The organism is Streptomyces sp. NPDC090106 (assembly GCF_044747265.1).
Lineage (GTDB): Bacteria > Actinomycetota > Actinomycetes > Streptomycetales > Streptomycetaceae > Streptomyces.
Window position 1 is genome coordinate 847,315 of the sequence record NZ_JBIVDS010000003.1, and the last position, 17,044, is coordinate 864,358.

Here is a 17,044-nt window from a genome sequence, read left to right on the forward strand (position 1 = left end):
GGGCGGCGCCGACCCCGTCAGAGTTTTCCCCTGGCCACCATCGAAGAGAGAGCGGGCGATGACCCCCCGACAGCCGTCGAGCCCCGAGAACACCCCCGCGCCCAGGTCCTCCGGGGAGGCGACACCGCCGGGCGACACCTCGGCCAGTGCCGCCACCGGACCGGCCCTGACCCCGGAGGCCCCCGAGGCCCCCGAGGCCCCCGAGATTCCCGGGACCCCGGAGGTCTCCGGGACCCCCGCCGTCCCGTCGCCGGAAGCCAGAACGGCCGCTCCCGTCACCGCCGTAAGGGAACCGGTGGCCGAGCCCCCGGCGGGTGCGACGCCGGTGCCCACGGTCGGCGGGGAGGGCGAGAGCGAAGGCGCGGACGAGCCGGAGGCCGCCACCGCGGCCACGGCGGACGGTTCCGGGGAGGACAAGGGGCGGGGAGACGCGGACGACGGTTCCGTACCGCCCGGCAGACCGCACCGCAGCGTGCTCGCCGGTGCCGCAGTCGTGGGCGCGCTGCTGATAGCCGTGCCGTTCCTGGTGACCGGCGAGGACGGGACGGGCTCGGGCCCCTCGGCCGCCGCCACCCCCGGTTCGGTGCTCGGCGGAGGCGAGGACGGCGGCGGGTTCGGCGCCATCGGGTCGGCCTCCCCGACGGCGGGCGCCCAGGGCACCGGCGTGGCGCGGAGCCCCTCCGGGAAACCGTCGGCCGGTCCGTCGGGCGGGAGCACCGAGCGGGTGGACACCAAGGGCGCGAAGACGGAGGGCGGCGCCGACGGAAGCACCGCGGTGAACGGCTCCGATCAGGGCGGCGGTTCACCGTCCACGACGAAGGGCTCCTCGGGCAGTTCCTCCACAGGCTCTGCCTCCTCCGGCAGCGACTCTTCCTCGACCTCCTCCTCGGGCGGCACGTCCTCGTCGTCCGGCGGCACCGCCGCTTATACGGTCACCGTGCGGCGTACGTCGTCCATCAAGGGCTACGCCTCGGGCCGCTGCGTCGACGACCCGGCGGGCGGCGGCGCGGGCACCCGGCTCCAGATCTGGACCTGCGACGGTTCGCCCCAGCAGCAGTGGCGTTTCATGTCGGACGGCACGGTCCGGGTGATGGGCGATCTCTGCATGACGGCGGCGGGCGGCGGGACGGCCAACGGCACGGCGATCCAGGTGGCCGTCTGCAACGGTTCGAGCGCCCAGCTCTTCCTGCCCTCCGACGGCCACGACCTGGTCAGCGTGAAGGCCGACAGATGCGTGGACGTGGTCGACAAGGGCATGGCCAACGGGGCCCGGCTGCAACTGTGGGACTGCAATGGTCAGACACAGCAGAAGTGGGCCCTGAGCTGATGACTTGTAGTCAAGTCATGGTCAACAACCCACGATCCGCGGGACAGTTGGCGACCTCTGGGCTCTGGCAACGACACCGACTCGACCGGGACAGGACCAAACGCTCAATCAGCCGGCCAGGCGTTCCACCAGCAGGAGGGAGCCGATGGCGATCATCATGGCGCCGCTGATCCGGGTGACGAGCCGGGCGGCTGAGGGCCGGGTGCTCAGGGTGGTGCGGGCCAGGACGCCGACGGCGAGGTAGACGACGGCGCATGCGGCCAGGTGCACCGTGCTGAGCAGTCCGGTCTGCGCGGCCACCGGCCAGCCCGTGGCCGGGTCGATGAACTGCGGGAACAGAGAGAAGTACAGCAGCAGCGCCTTCGGGTTGAGGCCGCTGATCCCGAACCCCTTCAGCACGGCCTGCACTCGGGAGGCGTCTGCGCTGTCTGCAGCCGCCGCCGGAACGGCCGGCTGGCGCAGGACGCCCCAGCCCAGCCACAGCAGGTACCCGGCACCTGCCACCGTCAGGGCGGTGAGCGCGGCCGGGGAGCCCGCCACGATCACCGCCAGACCCGCCACGGCCACCAGCGCGTAGAGGGCGTGTCCGGCGATCAGTCCGGTGACGGCCGGGACGACCGAGCGCCCCCGCAGCCCGGCGGAGATCGCGTAGGCCCAGTCCGCGCCCGGGGTGAACACCAGCAGCAGGTCCACGGCCAGGAAGACCGCCAGCGTCGTCGCGTCCATCGTTCGTTCCCTCTCACGCTGTTGTGCTCAGGAGGGAAGGCTAGGCCGGATACATCCGAAGGTGTTTGCGTATTTACCCCAAGATCGTGGAATGTGGGGAAGAATCTTCTCCATGGATGCCCTGGACCGCAAGATTCTTACCGAGCTGCAGCTCGACGGCCGCCTGACGGTCACCGAGCTGGCCGCCCGCGTGCAGCTCAGCGTCTCGCCCTGCCACCGCCGGCTGCGCGACCTCGAACGCGAAGGCGCGATCCGCGGCTACCGCGCCGTCATCGACCCGGCGGCTGTCGGCCTGAACTTCGAGGCCCTCGTCTTCGCCACGCTGCGCTGGGAGACGCCCGACACCGTCACCGCTTTCGAAGAGGCCGTGGCCGCCGTCCCGCACGTGCTCCAGGCGCAGCGCCTGTTCGGTGAGCCCGACTACCTGCTGCGGGTGGCGACCGCTGACCTGGCCTCGTTCCAGGAGCTGTACGACCAGCAACTCGCCCGGCTCCCCGGTGTCCAGCGCCTGACCTCCACCCTCGTCATGAAGAACGTCGTCCAGGACAGACCGCTGCCCGAATAGCCGCACCGCCAAGTCCTGGGCGTCCTGCCTGTCGTCGAACGATGGCGAGCTCAAGCGGTCAGCGCATCACCGCTGTTCAGAAGGTCGGCGGAGATCTCTGCCGGACGCGATCTCGCGGATCGGGTCCGGGACGGATCTGCCGTCCCTGGCTCTGCCGGAACGGATCGGCGTGGCGCTGGACTGCCGGCTGACGGTCACCTTCACGGCCTGCGATGAGCAGACGAGAAGCGCAGGCGATCGGCGACTGTGACTGCGGAAAGCTGCATAGGGCGCATGGTCGAGGGCTACTTCTGGCCGGGTGTCCATTTCATGCCGAGCCGGTAGGCCCGCGAGATCACGTCCTGGATGCCTGGACCGTCCTGCGGCGTGAACCACCTCACCTCGCGCCCCACGACGAGCTCCCCTTTCTGGCGCTTGATCAAAGCGATCGCGCAGGCATGGCCCTGCGGTGGGCACTCGTCGAGGTGCACGGCAAAACTGTCGCCACGATCAGAAGTGAGCGTCACCACTGCGTCGAGACCGCGGAAGTCCCCGGAGCCGTTGTAGATGTAGACGAAGAGCAGGAGCTTCGAAAACTCGGCTTGGTGGTCGAGATTGATCACCAGGTTCTCGCCCGCGGCTCGGGCACCGGACCGGTCGTCCGCGTCAAGCGCGACGTAGGGGAAGCGATTCACTGCGCCGAAGGCGTTGCCGAGGGCCTGCACGACAGTCTTGCTGCCATCGCTGCATCTGATCATGCAGCCAAGGTCGAGATCCACGTCCTTGGCCGCGCTCGCCCGCAAGGAAGCCCTCATCCTGCGGAACCACCCACCCTGTACCTGCTGGGCTTCCCGTTCTGCGACCGCCCGAGGTGACGTCCAGTTCAGATTCACGCGGATCAGACCTGACGTCACGCCGCTCTTGTCCAACGAGACCGTAGGCGACGCCTTGGTCAGAACAACTGCTCCGGTCTGAGTCATCTTCGGAGTTCCTTCAGGCAGGGAGAAAGGCAACGCTCATGATCGACGGCGCGGACGTGGTACGAGCGCCGGAAGTGGTATTCAATAGCCGATTTCGCACCATTCGCAAGAGCGGCGCAGAACGTACGAGTAGGTGGAAGTACGTGTCTTGCGTGTCTTCCTAAGGGGATTGGCTTCGGGGGTCCGCAGGGGGAGGTGTCGGTGGGCACGGTTACAGTGCCGGTCATGTCTGGTGATCTTCAGGATGGCGGGTGGGGCGGGGAGCCGGCCCGGGCGGACGGGTTGCTGACGGATCTGGGGTTCCCGCTGGGCTTCGTGCGGGGCGGGCTGTCCCCTTCTGCGGGATGTCCGTCGGGGGATACACCTGGTCCTGGGCGTGGTCGGAGGAGCCGATGAGTGATCTGGGCCGCTGTGCCGAGGCGCTGTTCGATGACAGCGCCCCCATGCCGGCGGGTATGGGGGAGGCATGGACGCCCGGGTCTCATCGGTCGGTGATGGCCCGGCTGCGGGCCGGGTCCGGGCCGATGACGTGCAGCGTCTACAAGTACGTTGTCGGTATCCACAAAACGCCCGGGACGTACAGGTCGGGACGGCGCACTGAGCTGCGCAACGATCGGGAGGTCGTGGAGGCCACCGATTTCTGGGTTGAACGCTGGGTGGAAGGGACCGATTCCAAGCTGGCCGCGAGCATCCTCGAATACGGGGTCGGGGCTGCGGTGCGTCAGTACGACCGAGACCGGGCGGCTGCGTGGTACGCACTGTGGCGTCGGTGCAAGACTGGTCGGCCGCTTCGCAAGCACCGCGGGTTCTACACGTTCATGGATGGCGGCGTCGACGACTGCCCGGACTGCGTTCGCGACATGGACCGGCTTGCCGACGGCGCTTTCGACCGGAGCGCCGCCCAGTTGCTTGACGAGGGTGGTCCGGCCGGCGAGTGGCCGGAGCAGGCGGTCAAACAGGTCGCCTGGGTCACCGCACAGCGTCATCCGCACTCTCGGCTGTTCGCCCAGCGTGATGCCGACCGGGTCTGGTACATCGACCCATTTCGCGCAAGTGTGGTCGTGTTCGACGGCCGGTCCATCGCCGCCGCGCCCGTGCCGTTCACCCTGAATCCCGAGAGCGACCTCGATTTCGTCGCCGACGCGACCAGATGTGACCAGCGGATCGTGGCCTTCTCCGGCAAGCACAACTACCGAGCGGCGCAGCGCTACGGGCGCCACGTGCTGCTGGTTGAGGGCACCTACTACTCGTCTCGCGGTCAGGCCGAGATGAACCACTCGGTCTGGCTGTCCCCGCCGACAGCTGAGGAAGCGGCGGGGCTGGTCGAGGACTTCGCAGCTTCACTGCCACGGTCGTTCCGGCGGGTTCCGATCTGGTCGGACCCCAGACGTGGCTCCGTCATGCGCAAGTACAGCGGCGAGTCCGCCATCGGAGTGTGGGGCGGCAACTGGACGACGGGACTCCAGCACGCCCAGCTCGCCCAAGAGTTCGCCGGCGAAACGCAAGCGATCGCCGCGCTGGAGGCGCAAGAACTCGACTGGCTCAGAGCCGGAAAGACACTCACCAACCTCTACCTACGAATGCCCGAACCGAGACCCAACCAAAAGGACACCACCAAGTCATCCTGATCGCCGCGCCCTGCGCAGCGAGCCGGCAGCCCATCGCCGGGCCCGGACCGCAGCCCCTGAGTTCCACTCTCCCACCCCGGGATGGCCGCTCCAGGAATCCGGCGTATCCGCTATGCGGGGGGAGTGTCCGTGACCGCGGGCGGAGCCGTTTCCGTCGTGGGCGCCGGAACATCGTCCGTGGAGAGGTGTTCCTGTCTCCATGGCAGGAGCAGTGTGCTCGCCATGCACAGCAGTCCGGCGATGAGCAGGGCACCGCGTACCCCTAGGGGGGCGGCGATGAGGCCGCCGGCGGTCATGAAGGCGGCCTGGCAGGCCTTCGAGCCGACGGACCAGGATGTGCTGACGCGGGACATGAACGCGTCTGGTGTGGCTGCCATGCGATACGTGGTGAACGTCGGGTTGAAGACCCCGGCGGAGAGGAGCAGGCCGAAGTCGGCGGCCACGATGACGGACACTCCGAGGGCTCCGGAGGGCGTCAGTGGCAGCATGATCGTCCAGAGCGTGCGTGCGGCACCGGAGAGCAGCAGAATGCGGCGCTGTCCGTATCGCCGGGTGAGCAGCGGGGCCAGGCGTGAGCCCAGCACGCCGCCCAGGCACGGCAGTCCCAGGGCGAGTCCGTACTGCCACGGTGCCAGGCCGAGGTAGTTCAGCATGAGGACGGCCATCAGCGGTGACGTCATCATGATGGAGCCGCCGAAGAGCAGCGCGTTGAAGAACAGCCGCCGCAGTCCCGGGTGCCGCAGGAGGCAGTGCCAGCCGGCGGCGATGTCGCGGCCCGGGTGAGAGGTGACGGCGCGGTCCGGTGGCGCGGGTTCAGGCTGCCGGATGCGGCGGATGCCCAGGGCCGATCCGAGGAAGGACAGCGCGTCGACCACCATCGTGGCGGCCGTGCCCAGTGCCCCGATGAGAAGTCCGCCCACGGGCGGGCCGGCGCTGACGCTGATCCAGTTGGTCGTCTCGAACAGGCTGTTGGCACGAAGACGCTGCTCGGGCAGGACAAGTGCCTTCAGATGTGCGCCACTCGCGGCCTCGAACGCGACGGACGCCGCCGTCTGGAGAACGCCGACGGCACACAGCTGGGTGTAGGTGAGCCTGCCGAAAGCCATGGCGAGCGGAACACTCCCCAGCACAACGCAGCGGGCCAGGTCGGCGGTGATCATGACCGGCCGCTTGTACTGGTGCTCGATACGTACACCGAGCGGCAGAGCGATCAGTCCACTGGCCACCGCGGACAACGCGGCGAGCAAAGAGACCTGGAAGGCAGAGGAATCCAGCACCAGGAGGGCAACCAACGGCAAGGCCCCCATGCCGACGGCGCTGCCCGCTGCGCTGACCGCGTAGGCGCCCCACAACCGACGGAAATCCTGCCCGAGCGTGCTCCGCCGTACCAACCGAACCTCCCCAGGCGTGAAGGCGCTCAGCGTAGTGACCCAGACCAGCCACCACCCCGTGATCAAGACATCATCAGCCGCATCTCAGACCTGAGTCAGAAACAGGTGCCGAAGGCTCACGGCTACTTTCCGGTGGGGCCGAAACTTACTGGTGATCAAGCCGTGTCCTGCGGCCAAGCGGGGCCGCTACTCACCCGTGGGGCCATCTTTACGACTGCGGTCCGCGCCCGGGGTCCTGGCAGGTCCGGGCGCCGCCAGCAGGGTGTTGGTCTGGGCACGTCCGTGCTGGGCGGCAGTGGTGTCGGTGATGTGCAGGAGCTGGCTGGAGGCCGCCCGTAGGCCCTTGGACCAGCCGCTGTGGAAGGTCTGCTCGGCATCGTGCGGAGGGCTGTTCTCGCAGACCCTTGTGTGACCCCCCGGTCACCGCCCCGGCCTCCAGTGTGGAGACGAGTTCGTCCGCCTTGGCAGGGGAGTGCCCAGCTTGACCGACGCCGACCCCGTCCTGCTCGCCGCCATCGGCATCGACCCCACGAGCCCCGACGCGGTCCCCGCCTGGCTCTGGTGTCGGCTGACACGGGTCGGCTCGTCCATGGACGGGTCGTGGTCGGCGGGGTGCGCAGGGTCTACCGCCATCTCACCAGCGGTTTCAGCGGCGCGGTCAGGTCAACTCCTACAGCTTGACGATCTGTGGAAGCTTCAGAGTCAAGCTCAAACTGCTTAGCCGCTGTTGGCGTGGGTCTGGACGAGCTGGATCTGGTGGTCGGAAACCGTCCTCTGCACGACGGCGCCGTCCGCTGCCTGTTGGGTGAACTGCCCATCAAGGACAAGTCCAAGATCCGCGAACTGCCCTTGCCCTCGCACCACTTGGCGCACGCCGGCGCAGGATATTACACCTCACCCTTCGATGACGCCGCAGTACTGGTTGTGGACGGCATCGGCAGCCGCATCCCCGGCTCCGGCCGCCTTGAGAAGCACACCGTCTTCGCCGCCGAAGGCACCAAGATCACCTTGGCCGAGGCCACGTCGTACGCGGAGGACTTCTCAGACATCGGCCTGGGCCTGTTCTACGAGTTCTTCACCGCCAAGCTCGGATCGATCACCAAATGGGGTCACGAGAACTTCGGCCTGTTCAGCTGCGGAGGCTATCTGGAAGCGGGCAAGACGATGGGCCTGGCCCCCTACGGGCGGCCGTGCCCCGACTGGGGGCAACTGCTCCAGTACGACGGCGCCGACGTCGGCGTCAAACTGTCCATGCTGGAACGGTCGTACGAGGAGTGGTACGCAGCAGAGGGGGACGGCTTCGACCCGAGGGCCCGCGACGCCTGGAGGAGCCAGTTCGCAAAGGACGTCGCGCGCAAGGCGCAGGACGAACTCGAAGACGCCATGCTGTATCTGGCCCGCAAGGCCCGTGAGATCACCGGAGCCCGCAACCTGTGCCTGAACGGCGGCGTCGGCCTCAACTCCGTGGCCAACCAGCGCATTGCGGCAGAAGCAGGCTTCGACGGCCTCTACATTGCGCCGCCCGCGGGTGACGCCGGCATCGCGATCGGAGCAGCCGCCTACGGCTATTACGAGATCCTCGGCGGCACCGAACGCCACCACGCAGCCAGCGCCGCCACCGGACGCACCTACACCGACACAGAGATCCGAACCGCCCTCGACGACGCCGCGGCAAAGCTGACCTACCAGCGCGCGCCGGTTGCCCAAGTGGCCGAACTGCTGGCGTCCCACCACGTCGTGGCCTGGGTGCAAGGTGGCTCCGAGATCGGCCCGCGTGCCCTGGGCCAGCGCAGTCTGCTGGCCGCCCCCGTCATCCCGACATGCGCGACTATCTCAACGTGGTGGTCAAGCACCGCGAGCCGTTCCGCCCGTACGCCCCCTCGATACTGCGCGAGCACGCCGGGCGCTGGTTCGAACTCATCGGCGAGAGCCCGTTCATGCTCCTCGTTCCCCGACTGCGCGACGAACGGCGTGAGCTCGTCCCCGCCATCACACACGTGGACGGCACAGCCTGCGTCCAGACGGTCGATGCCCAGGTCAACCCCCTCTACCACGAGGTGATTTCGGCCTTCCACGAGCTGACCGGCGTACCGCTCGTCCTCAACACCTCCTACAACGACGCCGGCGAACCCATCGTGGAGACCCCCCCCGGGATGCCGTCCGTACCTTCCTCAACACCGAGATCGACCACCTGTATATCGGCTCCTACCTCGTCTCCAAGCGTGGGCGGACGCTCCGCCCCGACCACCCCTCCAAGGCCTTCCGTGAACGGCGTCTGGGACAGCGCGGCCGACCGGCCACCAGCTGACGGCACGCCGGTCCGATCACGCTGAGAGGAGCCGGCCGCCACTGTGGCGGCCGGCGAACCGGTCTTTCGGGAACTCTTCGCGGATTTCATGGATTTCACGGATTCGTTTTCAGGCGTGCCCGAAAATGGATTCATTCACGCGCGGGAAAGAAATTACAGAATAGCTCATTGGTATTCGGTGGTGCGGGATGAGTATGATCGAATCATGGGAGAAGCGCCGAAAATCGGAGATGCCTTCGGAGAAATCCTGAAGGCCGAATTATCCCAACAGGCAAGTTCCGAAGCGCCGCCGACGACCGGGCCGAGGATGCGGCGCCCGGTCATCGAGATCGTAGAGCGGGACGACGGATTCATCGCCGGGAACCCCGGGGGCCATAGAGGTCTCCCGTGCGCTGGGTGTGAACGACCTGGTGCGCGCGACCACGGAAGAACACCTCAAGTCGGGGCAGCGCTACGACGTCCTCGCGCTCTTCGGACAGAATCTGGGGCTGCTGGGATCACGCGAGCAGGCTCCGGGATTCCTCAGCACACTGGCCGCTCGCGCGCGCCCCGGAGCACGCATCGTGGCCCAGGGAACCGATCCCTATGCCACGAAAGACCCCATCCACCTGGAATACCAGGAGCGCAACAAGGAGCGTGGCAGGCTCGGAGGCCACTATCACCAGCGGGTGCGCTATCTCGCCTCGCCACCCCCTACATCGACTACTTGCAGTGCTCCATAGAGGAACTGGAGAAGCTGCTGAGCGGTACCGAATGGCGACTGGCCGACGTGGATGATGCGGATGCGCCGGTCTATGTGGTGACGTTCGCCCTGGCGTCCTGAATTTCGCCCCGGCGCCGCGGGCGAGCGGTGATCACACGGCCGGGCGGGCGGCGTCGCCGTCCGTCCCGGCCAGTGTCACCTGCTCGGCCGCGGCGTCCGCCCGGGTGATGGGCCCCGAGGGCCACGCGGCGGCGACCGAGGCGATGGCCACGATCGCACCCGCCATCACGAACGCCCACGGCACACCGCCCGGCCGGTCCACGACGGTTCCCGCCACCGCGCCGCCCACCGAATTGGCGGCCACCGGTACGGTCGCGATCCACGTGTGGGCCTCGGTGAGCATGCTCGAGGGCACGATCCGGCCCACGATGGAGATGTAGACGGTGAGGGCGGGCGCGATGACGCCCCCGCCGAGGGCGAGCGCGACACCCAGCGCCGTCGGACCGGGCAGCACGGCGAGAACCGCGAGGCTGACCGCCACGCACCCGAGCAGCCACGCGAACTGCCGCGGCAGAGGGCTGCGCGGAGGTCGTGCCCCGTACCACAGACCGCCCAGGCCGGAGCCCAGCCCCCACACCGCCAGGAGCAGGCCCGCCAGCCCGGCGGAGTCGGCGTGGGAGTGCGCGTCCGCATACGCGGGCACCGCCACGCTGACCGCCCCGAACCCCGCTCCCAGCGCCCCGACGCACCCCAGCAGCACCGTGAAGCCGGAGAAGCGCAGCGGACCGAGACCGCTTGTTCTTGTATGCGAGGGATGGGGACGCTGGGCGCGCAGCGCGCTGCCGCAGGCAACCAACACGGTTCCGGCGAGCGTGGCTGCGGCCGCCGCGATGATCGCCGCGGCCGGAGTGGCGATCACCCCGAACACACCCACCAGCAGAGGTCCGGCGACGAAGACGAGTTCGTACAAGGCGGTGTCCGCGGCGAGGACGGTCCCCCGCAGCTCCTCCCAGCCGGTTCCGGAAGCGGTGAGCCGGTTGCACGCACCGCGGATCGCCGGCGTGAGCGGTGGGTAGGTCGCGCCGGCCCCGGCTGCCACCGCGCACATCCAGGGCAGCGGGGCACCGCTGTCGGCCGTGAGCACAAGCCCACCCAGGGCCAGCGCGTGAGCGACCGCCGCGCTCAGCAGCACCGGGGAGGGCCCCGACAGGTCGGCGAGCCGTCCTATCACCGGGCTGATCGACACCCCGGCCAGGGCGTACAGACCCACCGCGAGGCTCGCGTACGCGTAACGCCCGGTCGAGTGCTCGATGAGCAGGAGGAGGGCGAGCGGCGTCATACCGCTGCCGAGCCGTGCGACGAGTCCCAGCGCGAGCAATGACGCGAGTCCTGGGATTCTGCGGATCTCGGCGTATCGGCCCAACGCGGTCATCAGCTCATGCTCCTTTGCGGTTCTTGGCCGAGTGCGGGGCACTCGGCAGTACGGGGAAAGAGACCTGCCCGGTTCAGATGCCACCAGTTCGTCCGGCTCGGCGGCTCCTGCGGGTGGCACGAACCGCCGGGGTCCACCGTGAACGGCATCGGGGGAGACTCCTGTCCATGCGGTGTCCGCGGTGTCCGTGGTGTTCGTCCTCGGAGTGGGCCCGCCTGCCGGTTCTCACGTGCCGACGGTGACAGCCACGCGGTCCGCGATGACGGGGGCGAAGGCGAAGTCGGTGCCCGAGCAGGCGGAGATGATCACGACGTCCTCTGCCCACGGATGACGCGTGACGGCGAACTGGCCGTCCCGGGTGGTGGTGCGCATCTGCACGCGCGCTGCGCGATGGGCCGGCTTCAGGCCCGCGAGTTCCGCCAGCCGGGTCTGGGCGGCCTGGCACTCGGCCTCGTCCACGGCCCGAGGTCCCTTGTCGGGATCGGCGCTTTCGCCGTTCGAGTGCGACTCGACCCTCACCCCACCCGCCAGGGCGGGCTGCATGTGGAAGTCTCCGTGCGTATCGGAACAGGTCACGAAGGGTGTTCGGTCTGGGGCGAGTGCTGTGCGGTGTTCGGCGGGGTCCAGCCAGTGAGAGAGGGCGCGTTCGACGCTCACGCGCGGCCAGCGGGACCCTGCCGGTAACGATCGCAGCCACGGGCCGAGGGCGAGTACCAGGATGTCCGCGCCGATCCTTCTCCCGCCGCCGATGACGGCGTGATCGCTCCGCCAGCGGGTGAGCACGCTGTGCAGATCGACGTCGGCTCCGAAGCACAGCTCAGCCCCCGCTCGCTCGGCCTGGCGCCGGAAGGCGCGAACGCTCGGCTCCGCGAGCAGAATGCCCGCCTCCTGGTCGAGGAGACCCTCGGTGTCGTCAGCGAAGTGCAGCGCGGGGAACGCCGTGCGCATCTCGGCCGCGGAGAGCCTGTGGTGGGCAGTGCCGGTGGCTGCTTTCGCCGCCGCCGCGAGTGTGCGGGAGCCGACACTTCCGACGAGGAGCCCGCCGGTCTTGAGGAACAAGTCGGTATCGTTCTCGGATTCCAGGGTGCGCCACGCTGTATGCGCGGAGGTGGCAAGTGGGGCCGTATTCGCGGAAGCCGGGATGGACGTGCCGCAGCACGTGTGGACCAGTGCTCCGGGGCCCCGTCTACGGGTCTGGGACAGCCGCGCTCCAGGCCTATGACATGCCGTCCCGTACGAGCCAGCACCATTGCTGCGGCACTACCCATGATTCCGAGCCCGACGATGGCGACATCACATGACCGGGACATAGGTCCCCTGCAGCTGAACGGTCGGCATTGTCACCCCAGCAACGACAGCATAAGAAGCAGGAACAAGGGAGAATTCAAAGGAAGTTGCTCATGGTGCGATCCTTGAGGAACGCCACGGACATCGCAATGCCGATTCCGGATGCAGATGCACGCCGACCTCAACTCCCGCCACGCGATTGCTGCGCTGCTTGTCGAAACGTGATCAAATCTATTCCTGGATCACGCTAGTAGGCCATGCGTCGGGTGTCAACGGAGTTTCTGGCCTCACTCCCTTGCGCTGAATATGAACGGAACGTTTCAATGTTGCTGTGTGCTGTGGCAATTCGGGATGAGACCTCCCCAGTAGGCGAGTGTCCTTGACGCGGCCCAACGCGAGGGCTGGGACTTCCTCATGGAGATGGACCCCCACTTCTCCATCGCGTTTCCCGGTAAGGACCGTGGCGGGATCACGGTGCGAGTCGTCGAGGCCGAGGATGGAACCCTCATGCTCTTGGAGGCACCGGACGGTGACGGCTCGGTGAGCGTCACCTTCGACCTCACCTGAGTTCAGCTCGGAAGGGCAGGAGCCCGACTTCGCCGCCTTCCTGCCGGCTCCGGTGCGTCGCCGCCTTTTACTGATCTTTCGAAGGCCCTGCGACAACTGGGGCACCGACTCTGTCTGTGAGGAACTTGGGTACCTGGCTGTGGAGCAGGTCGCCGCGTTATTGCGCCGAAACCGGCACCAGTCTGCGCGCGCCTACCTGGACCTGCTGGCCCGGTATCCCGCAACGATGTTCGCGGCGAGGACCTCGCCGTGGCACGGGCGGCCAACCGCGAACTGATGGCCCAGGTCAACCGCTGAGGCTGAGTCTCAACTTCCGAGATTCGAACGCCTACGCCCTTCAGGTGTCGGTGAGCTCGGGGCGTGTTCGGCCTCTCCTGCGGCTGCGGCGAGACCTTGCCGTAGGTGCGTGAGGCGTGCGATCTCGGCGTCCAGGGCCGCCAGGCGATCGGCCACCACGTCGCTGAACTCACCGGGACGGCTGGCACAGGAAACCGACGGCTGGTCCAGGAGGTCCAGGCGGTGGGCGCGGCGGCGGAGATCCTCCAGGGTGAGGCCCAGAGCCAGAAGGCTGCGAATGACGCGGACGCGGGCCACCGCGGCGGAGTCGTACTCACGTTGGCCGGACGAGGTGCGTGGTAGGGGTCGCAGTAGGCCGCGGGCCTCGTAAAGACGCAGAGCACGTGGTGTGGTCCCGGCCGCCGCTGCTGCCTCGCCGATCCGCATGCCCGCTCCGCCCTGTCCTACAACTCCACGATGGACGCTCCGAAGGAGCGCCCCGCGATCAGTGCAGGCAACGCTCCCGGAGCACGCTCCATTCCGCGGACCGGGGTGTACGGGAAACGGATGTCGCCCGCCCGCAGCCAGTCCCCGAAGCGGGCTTCCCATTCCGCCTCGACATCCGGGTGGTCCACGCCGTTGTAGCCGGAGACCGTGATGCCCCGAGTCAGCAAACGATAGGTGTCCAGCACAGTCGGCGCGCTCCCGCCTGCCCGGTCCGGAGACAGCTGACCGTCCAACGCACCCACCAGGGCGAACCGGGCGCCCCGGTTCGCTACGTGCACGGCGGCCGTCAACTGCTCGCCACCCACGGTGTCCAAGACGACGTCGACGCCGTCCGGTGCCACCTCCGCGAGTTGTTCGCCGACCGGAGTTGCTCCCCGCAGGACGACGGCGTCGTAGCCGAGGTCCCGCTCCAGGCGCTGAGCCTTGTCCGGTGAGCCGGTGCTCCCGACCACCCGGGCAGCGCCCAGCAGTCGGGCGACCTGGCCCGCCATGGTGCCCACAGCACCGGCGGCGCCGGTCACGAACACGGTATCGCCCTCCCTGACCTCGGCCAGTCGGGTCAGCGCGCCGTACGCCGCAGAGCCCTGGGCGAGATGGGCCACCGGTTCGGGCAGGATGCCGTCCAACAGCCGGCACTCAGCAGCCGCCGGCGTCGCGTACTCCCGCCAGCCCTGCAGGTGCAGCACCAGTTGACCCTTCTGCAGCCCGCCATCGACCACCTCGCCGATCGCGGGGCCGAACAGAGTGTCGCCGGGGTGCAGCGGTGGCAGCGGAACATCGCGCGTCTCGCCCCCGATGAGGGTGCGCAAGCCCGGGAAGACGAGGAAATGAGTGTTGCGCACAAGTACATGGCTGGCGTCAGACACAGGGATGGGTTCCTGCACCAGGGTGAAGTCGTCCGGGGTCGGCAATCCATCGGGTCGGCGGGCCAGGCGTACAAGGCGATGCGTTGCATTCATAGCCGGACGCTAAACCTTGACCCATGGGTCAAGGGCAAGGCTCATCACCGCGAGGATTTCCGTACATCGACTGGATGGCCAGCTGTCGGTCGGGTCTGATGCACGATCGGGTGACATCTTGACCTGTCCCCAAACCTGCATCAGACCCGCTGCGGGTGCTGCAACGGACTCGACATGTCCGCCCGCGTGGCGGACGGTGCCCGGCCGTCCTGCAGGCCGTGCGGGACGAACTCCGCAAAGGCGCCGACCACATCAAGATCGCTGTCCAGGGGGGAGTGGCCTCCCCGGACTCACCCTTCGACAGCCTCCAGTACACGAAGGAGGAGATCAGTGCCGCAGTGCTGGCGGCCGCCGACTCGGGCACGTACGTCTGCGCCCACGCCTACTCACCCTCTGCGATGAGACGCGCCGTGGAATGCGGCGTGCGCTCCATCGAACACGCCACCGTCTATGCCGGGAACGGCTTGGCCGGCGAGACGACGCGTCCTGGCCCAGCCTGGACGCCCGCTACGTCCGCGTCACCCTTACAGGCGCCTACAGCGCCGCCACCTCCTGGTCGATCACCGAGGCGCGGCTGCAGACCCAGCCCGTCACCGCACCGGCCGGAAGCTCACTGTCCCACTCGGGATGGAGCACCGACGCGTCCGCCGCCGGCGCCGACGTCTCCAACGCGATCGATGGACTCCTCAACACCCGCTGGAGCGACGGCACCGCACAGAGCGGCAACGAGTGGTTCCAGGTCGACCCCGGCTCCACCAGAACCATCACCGCAGTCCAGCTGATCGCCGCCGGCTCGATCGACAACGACGAGGGCGACTATCCACGCGGCTACCAGGTGTACACCTCGACAGGCGACGGCTGGACCCTCGCCGCCTCAGGCACACCCCACGGCAACGCCGTGACCATCCCCCTGCCATCCACTACCGCCCGCTACATCAACGTCCACCAGACCCGAACCTAGGCCAACCACTACTGGTCCATCGCCGAGTTCAACTTCCTGCAGTAGCCCCCTAGCCTTCATAGAAGCCGCCTTGCCGCGCCGCTCTCCTGCCGACGCAGCAAGGCCGGGGCACCTCTGCAGCGTGGCCAGGACGCGACCCTGGAGAAACTCCGCGTCGACCGCCAACTCGAAGAGGCCATGGTCAAGGGCCCTGACCCACTCCATCTCGCAGAGGTCTTCGGCCTCGACGAGGAGACCGCTATGCGCTACGCGGACTCCGCTCGCGCTCTCCTGGAACGGCCCCTGGAAACCGACCCCGCAACCTCACACGAACCCACGGATCAACTCCTTGACACGGGGGGTACCGACCCTTCGGGGTCACGCCCGACAGCCTTCCGTTCCGCGAACTCACGGAGGCGAGGGATCAGTGGGTGGGTGGGACGAACTCGGGCTGGTCGAGCAGGCGCAGCCAGCTTCCGTCAGGCTGGCGCCGGACGACCTGCGCCCGGGCACCGGCCCCGTCCTTCGGCGGGGTCGAGGTGAGGGCGATGTCACCGCTGATCAGCGTCGGCAGCGGTTGTTCCTGCTCGAAACGCGGACGATTGGCCAGCACCTTCTCCCACAGTGCGCGAATCGCCTTCCGGCCCACCGTCTGGTCGCCGGGCGGGTAGGCCATCACCGCACCCTCTTCGTAAAGTACGGCGACCCCGGCCGCGTCACCGGCGTTGGATCGTTCGACGAACAAGCGGGTGATGTCCTCAGGGCGCATGGCCTTCTCGTACTCCGGCATGAATTCCTCCTGACGTCGGGCTTCCACGCTTCCCAGCGTGGCCGCCGACTGATCAGAAGTCCAACAGATGAATCTTCTGAGAACTAGAATCTGCAGTCATGGAGCTGAGGCAACTGGAATACTTCGTCGCGGTCGCCGAGGAGCAGAACTTCACCCGGGCAGCAGACCGGGTGCACATCAGCCAGTCCGGCGTCAGCGCCCAGATCCGCCAACTGGAACGGGAACTCGGTGCCGAGTTGTTCGACCGGTCGGCCCGCACCGTCACCCTCACCGTCGCGGGCAAGGCCGCACTCGAACACGCCCGCGCCGCACTCGCCGCCGCTGGGGCAGTCGGCCAGGCGGTGGGCGAGGTGACCGGCCTGATCCGGGGTCGGCTCACCGTCGGAATGGTCATCGGCTGCACCCTAACCCCGCTGTTCGACGCCCTCGCCGCGTTCCACCAGGCACATCCCGGTGTGGAGATCTCGCTGCTGGAGGACAGCTCGGACCGGCTCGTCGAGGGGGTACGCACCGGTGCAGTCGACCTGGCACTCATCGGGGCCGCAGCCGCCACCCCCGAAGGGCTGGACGCGCTGACCATCATTAGCGAGCGGCTCGCCGTGGCAGTCCCGGCCGGGCACCCCCTCGCGAAACAGCGGCGGGTCACCCTGCGCGACCTGGTCGCCTACCCGATCGTGTG

General features: G+C 68.2%; 15 protein-coding genes and 2 pseudogenes. 9 read left to right on the forward strand and 8 right to left on the reverse strand.

Annotated features, from left to right (window positions below):
- Positions 1 to 58: 58 nt before the first annotated feature.
- The gene (locus tag ACIPSE_RS13575; RefSeq protein ID WP_401661654.1) at positions 59 to 1,327 is read left to right on the forward strand and encodes a ricin-type beta-trefoil lectin domain protein; all 1,269 of its coding nucleotides are present in this window, start codon (positions 59 to 61) and stop codon (positions 1,325 to 1,327) included.
- A gap of 108 nt (positions 1,328 to 1,435) precedes the next feature.
- On the opposite strand, the gene ACIPSE_RS13580 is transcribed toward ACIPSE_RS13575, so the two are convergent.
- Complete coding sequence (locus tag ACIPSE_RS13580; protein ID WP_401661656.1) at positions 1,436 to 2,053, reverse strand: LysE family translocator; 618 nt, start codon at positions 2,051 to 2,053, stop codon at positions 1,436 to 1,438.
- Between the two features lie 112 nt (positions 2,054 to 2,165).
- Between ACIPSE_RS13580 and ACIPSE_RS13585 the strand changes: the two genes are divergently transcribed.
- Entirely contained in the window at positions 2,166 to 2,618 is a 453-nt protein-coding gene (locus ACIPSE_RS13585; RefSeq protein WP_401661659.1) for an Lrp/AsnC family transcriptional regulator, read from the forward strand.
- A 284-nt stretch (positions 2,619 to 2,902) separates the two neighbouring features.
- Here ACIPSE_RS13585 and ACIPSE_RS13590 read toward each other — a convergent pair whose 3' ends face one another.
- Entirely contained in the window at positions 2,903 to 3,577 is a 675-nt protein-coding gene (locus tag ACIPSE_RS13590) for a hypothetical protein (protein ID WP_401661661.1), read from the reverse strand.
- A 392-nt stretch (positions 3,578 to 3,969) separates the two neighbouring features.
- Here ACIPSE_RS13590 and ACIPSE_RS13595 point away from each other — a divergent pair, with 392 nt between their 5' ends.
- Positions 3,970 to 5,205: a hypothetical protein gene (locus ACIPSE_RS13595; RefSeq protein WP_401661663.1), complete on the forward strand. Its 1,236-nt coding sequence runs from the start codon at positions 3,970 to 3,972 to the stop codon at positions 5,203 to 5,205.
- 110 nt (positions 5,206 to 5,315) lie between these two features.
- Here ACIPSE_RS13595 and ACIPSE_RS13600 read toward each other — a convergent pair whose 3' ends face one another.
- The gene (locus tag ACIPSE_RS13600; protein WP_401661665.1) at positions 5,316 to 6,596 is read right to left on the reverse strand and encodes an MFS transporter; all 1,281 of its coding nucleotides are present in this window, start codon (positions 6,594 to 6,596) and stop codon (positions 5,316 to 5,318) included.
- 756 nt (positions 6,597 to 7,352) lie between these two features.
- On the opposite strand from ACIPSE_RS13600, the pseudogene ACIPSE_RS13605 reads away from it, so the two are divergent.
- Together ACIPSE_RS13605 and ACIPSE_RS13610 are read left to right on the forward strand one after the other, a co-directional pair.
- A pseudogene (locus ACIPSE_RS13605) lies at positions 7,353 to 8,929 on the forward strand (carbamoyltransferase C-terminal domain-containing protein).
- Between the two features lie 373 nt (positions 8,930 to 9,302).
- A complete protein-coding gene (locus ACIPSE_RS13610; protein WP_401661668.1) occupies positions 9,303 to 9,626 on the forward strand; it encodes a hypothetical protein in 324 nt (107 codons plus the stop codon).
- 132 nt (positions 9,627 to 9,758) lie between these two features.
- Here ACIPSE_RS13610 and ACIPSE_RS13615 read toward each other — a convergent pair whose 3' ends face one another.
- Both ACIPSE_RS13615 and ACIPSE_RS13620 read right to left on the reverse strand, forming a co-directional pair.
- Positions 9,759 to 11,039 carry an MFS transporter gene (locus ACIPSE_RS13615; protein ID WP_401661670.1) on the reverse strand — a complete coding sequence of 427 codons (1,281 nt, stop codon included), beginning with the start codon at positions 11,037 to 11,039 and terminating at the stop codon, positions 9,759 to 9,761.
- Between the two features lie 225 nt (positions 11,040 to 11,264).
- Complete coding sequence (locus ACIPSE_RS13620) at positions 11,265 to 12,242, reverse strand: FAD-dependent oxidoreductase (protein WP_401661751.1); 978 nt, start codon at positions 12,240 to 12,242, stop codon at positions 11,265 to 11,267.
- A gap of 498 nt (positions 12,243 to 12,740) precedes the next feature.
- Here ACIPSE_RS13620 and ACIPSE_RS13625 point away from each other — a divergent pair, with 498 nt between their 5' ends.
- Positions 12,741 to 12,893, forward strand: a complete 153-nt coding sequence (locus tag ACIPSE_RS13625; protein WP_401661673.1) for a hypothetical protein — start codon at positions 12,741 to 12,743, stop codon at positions 12,891 to 12,893.
- A 306-nt stretch (positions 12,894 to 13,199) separates the two neighbouring features.
- Here the strand turns inward: ACIPSE_RS13625 and ACIPSE_RS13630 are convergent, their stop codons facing one another.
- Positions 13,200 to 13,616: a MerR family transcriptional regulator gene (locus tag ACIPSE_RS13630; RefSeq protein ID WP_401661676.1), complete on the reverse strand. Its 417-nt coding sequence runs from the start codon at positions 13,614 to 13,616 to the stop codon at positions 13,200 to 13,202.
- 17 nt (positions 13,617 to 13,633) lie between these two features.
- Positions 13,634 to 14,635: an MDR family NADP-dependent oxidoreductase gene (locus ACIPSE_RS13635; RefSeq protein WP_401661679.1), complete on the reverse strand. Its 1,002-nt coding sequence runs from the start codon at positions 14,633 to 14,635 to the stop codon at positions 13,634 to 13,636.
- A gap of 218 nt (positions 14,636 to 14,853) precedes the next feature.
- Between ACIPSE_RS13635 and ACIPSE_RS13640 the strand changes: the two are divergent.
- Both ACIPSE_RS13640 and ACIPSE_RS13645 read left to right on the forward strand, forming a co-directional pair.
- Positions 14,854 to 15,024: pseudogene (locus ACIPSE_RS13640) on the forward strand (amidohydrolase family protein); the annotation flags it as partial.
- A gap of 26 nt (positions 15,025 to 15,050) precedes the next feature.
- Complete coding sequence (locus ACIPSE_RS13645) at positions 15,051 to 15,596, forward strand: discoidin domain-containing protein (RefSeq protein ID WP_401661681.1); 546 nt, start codon at positions 15,051 to 15,053, stop codon at positions 15,594 to 15,596.
- A gap of 403 nt (positions 15,597 to 15,999) precedes the next feature.
- Here the strand turns inward: ACIPSE_RS13645 and ACIPSE_RS13650 are convergent, their stop codons facing one another.
- On the reverse strand, positions 16,000 to 16,365 hold the full coding sequence (locus tag ACIPSE_RS13650) for a YybH family protein (RefSeq protein ID WP_401661684.1): 366 nt from the start codon (positions 16,363 to 16,365) through the stop codon (positions 16,000 to 16,002).
- Between the two features lie 98 nt (positions 16,366 to 16,463).
- Between ACIPSE_RS13650 and ACIPSE_RS13655 the strand changes: the two genes are divergently transcribed.
- The coding region (locus tag ACIPSE_RS13655) for a LysR family transcriptional regulator (protein ID WP_401661687.1) at positions 16,464 to 17,044 on the forward strand (581 nt) is incomplete at its 3' end.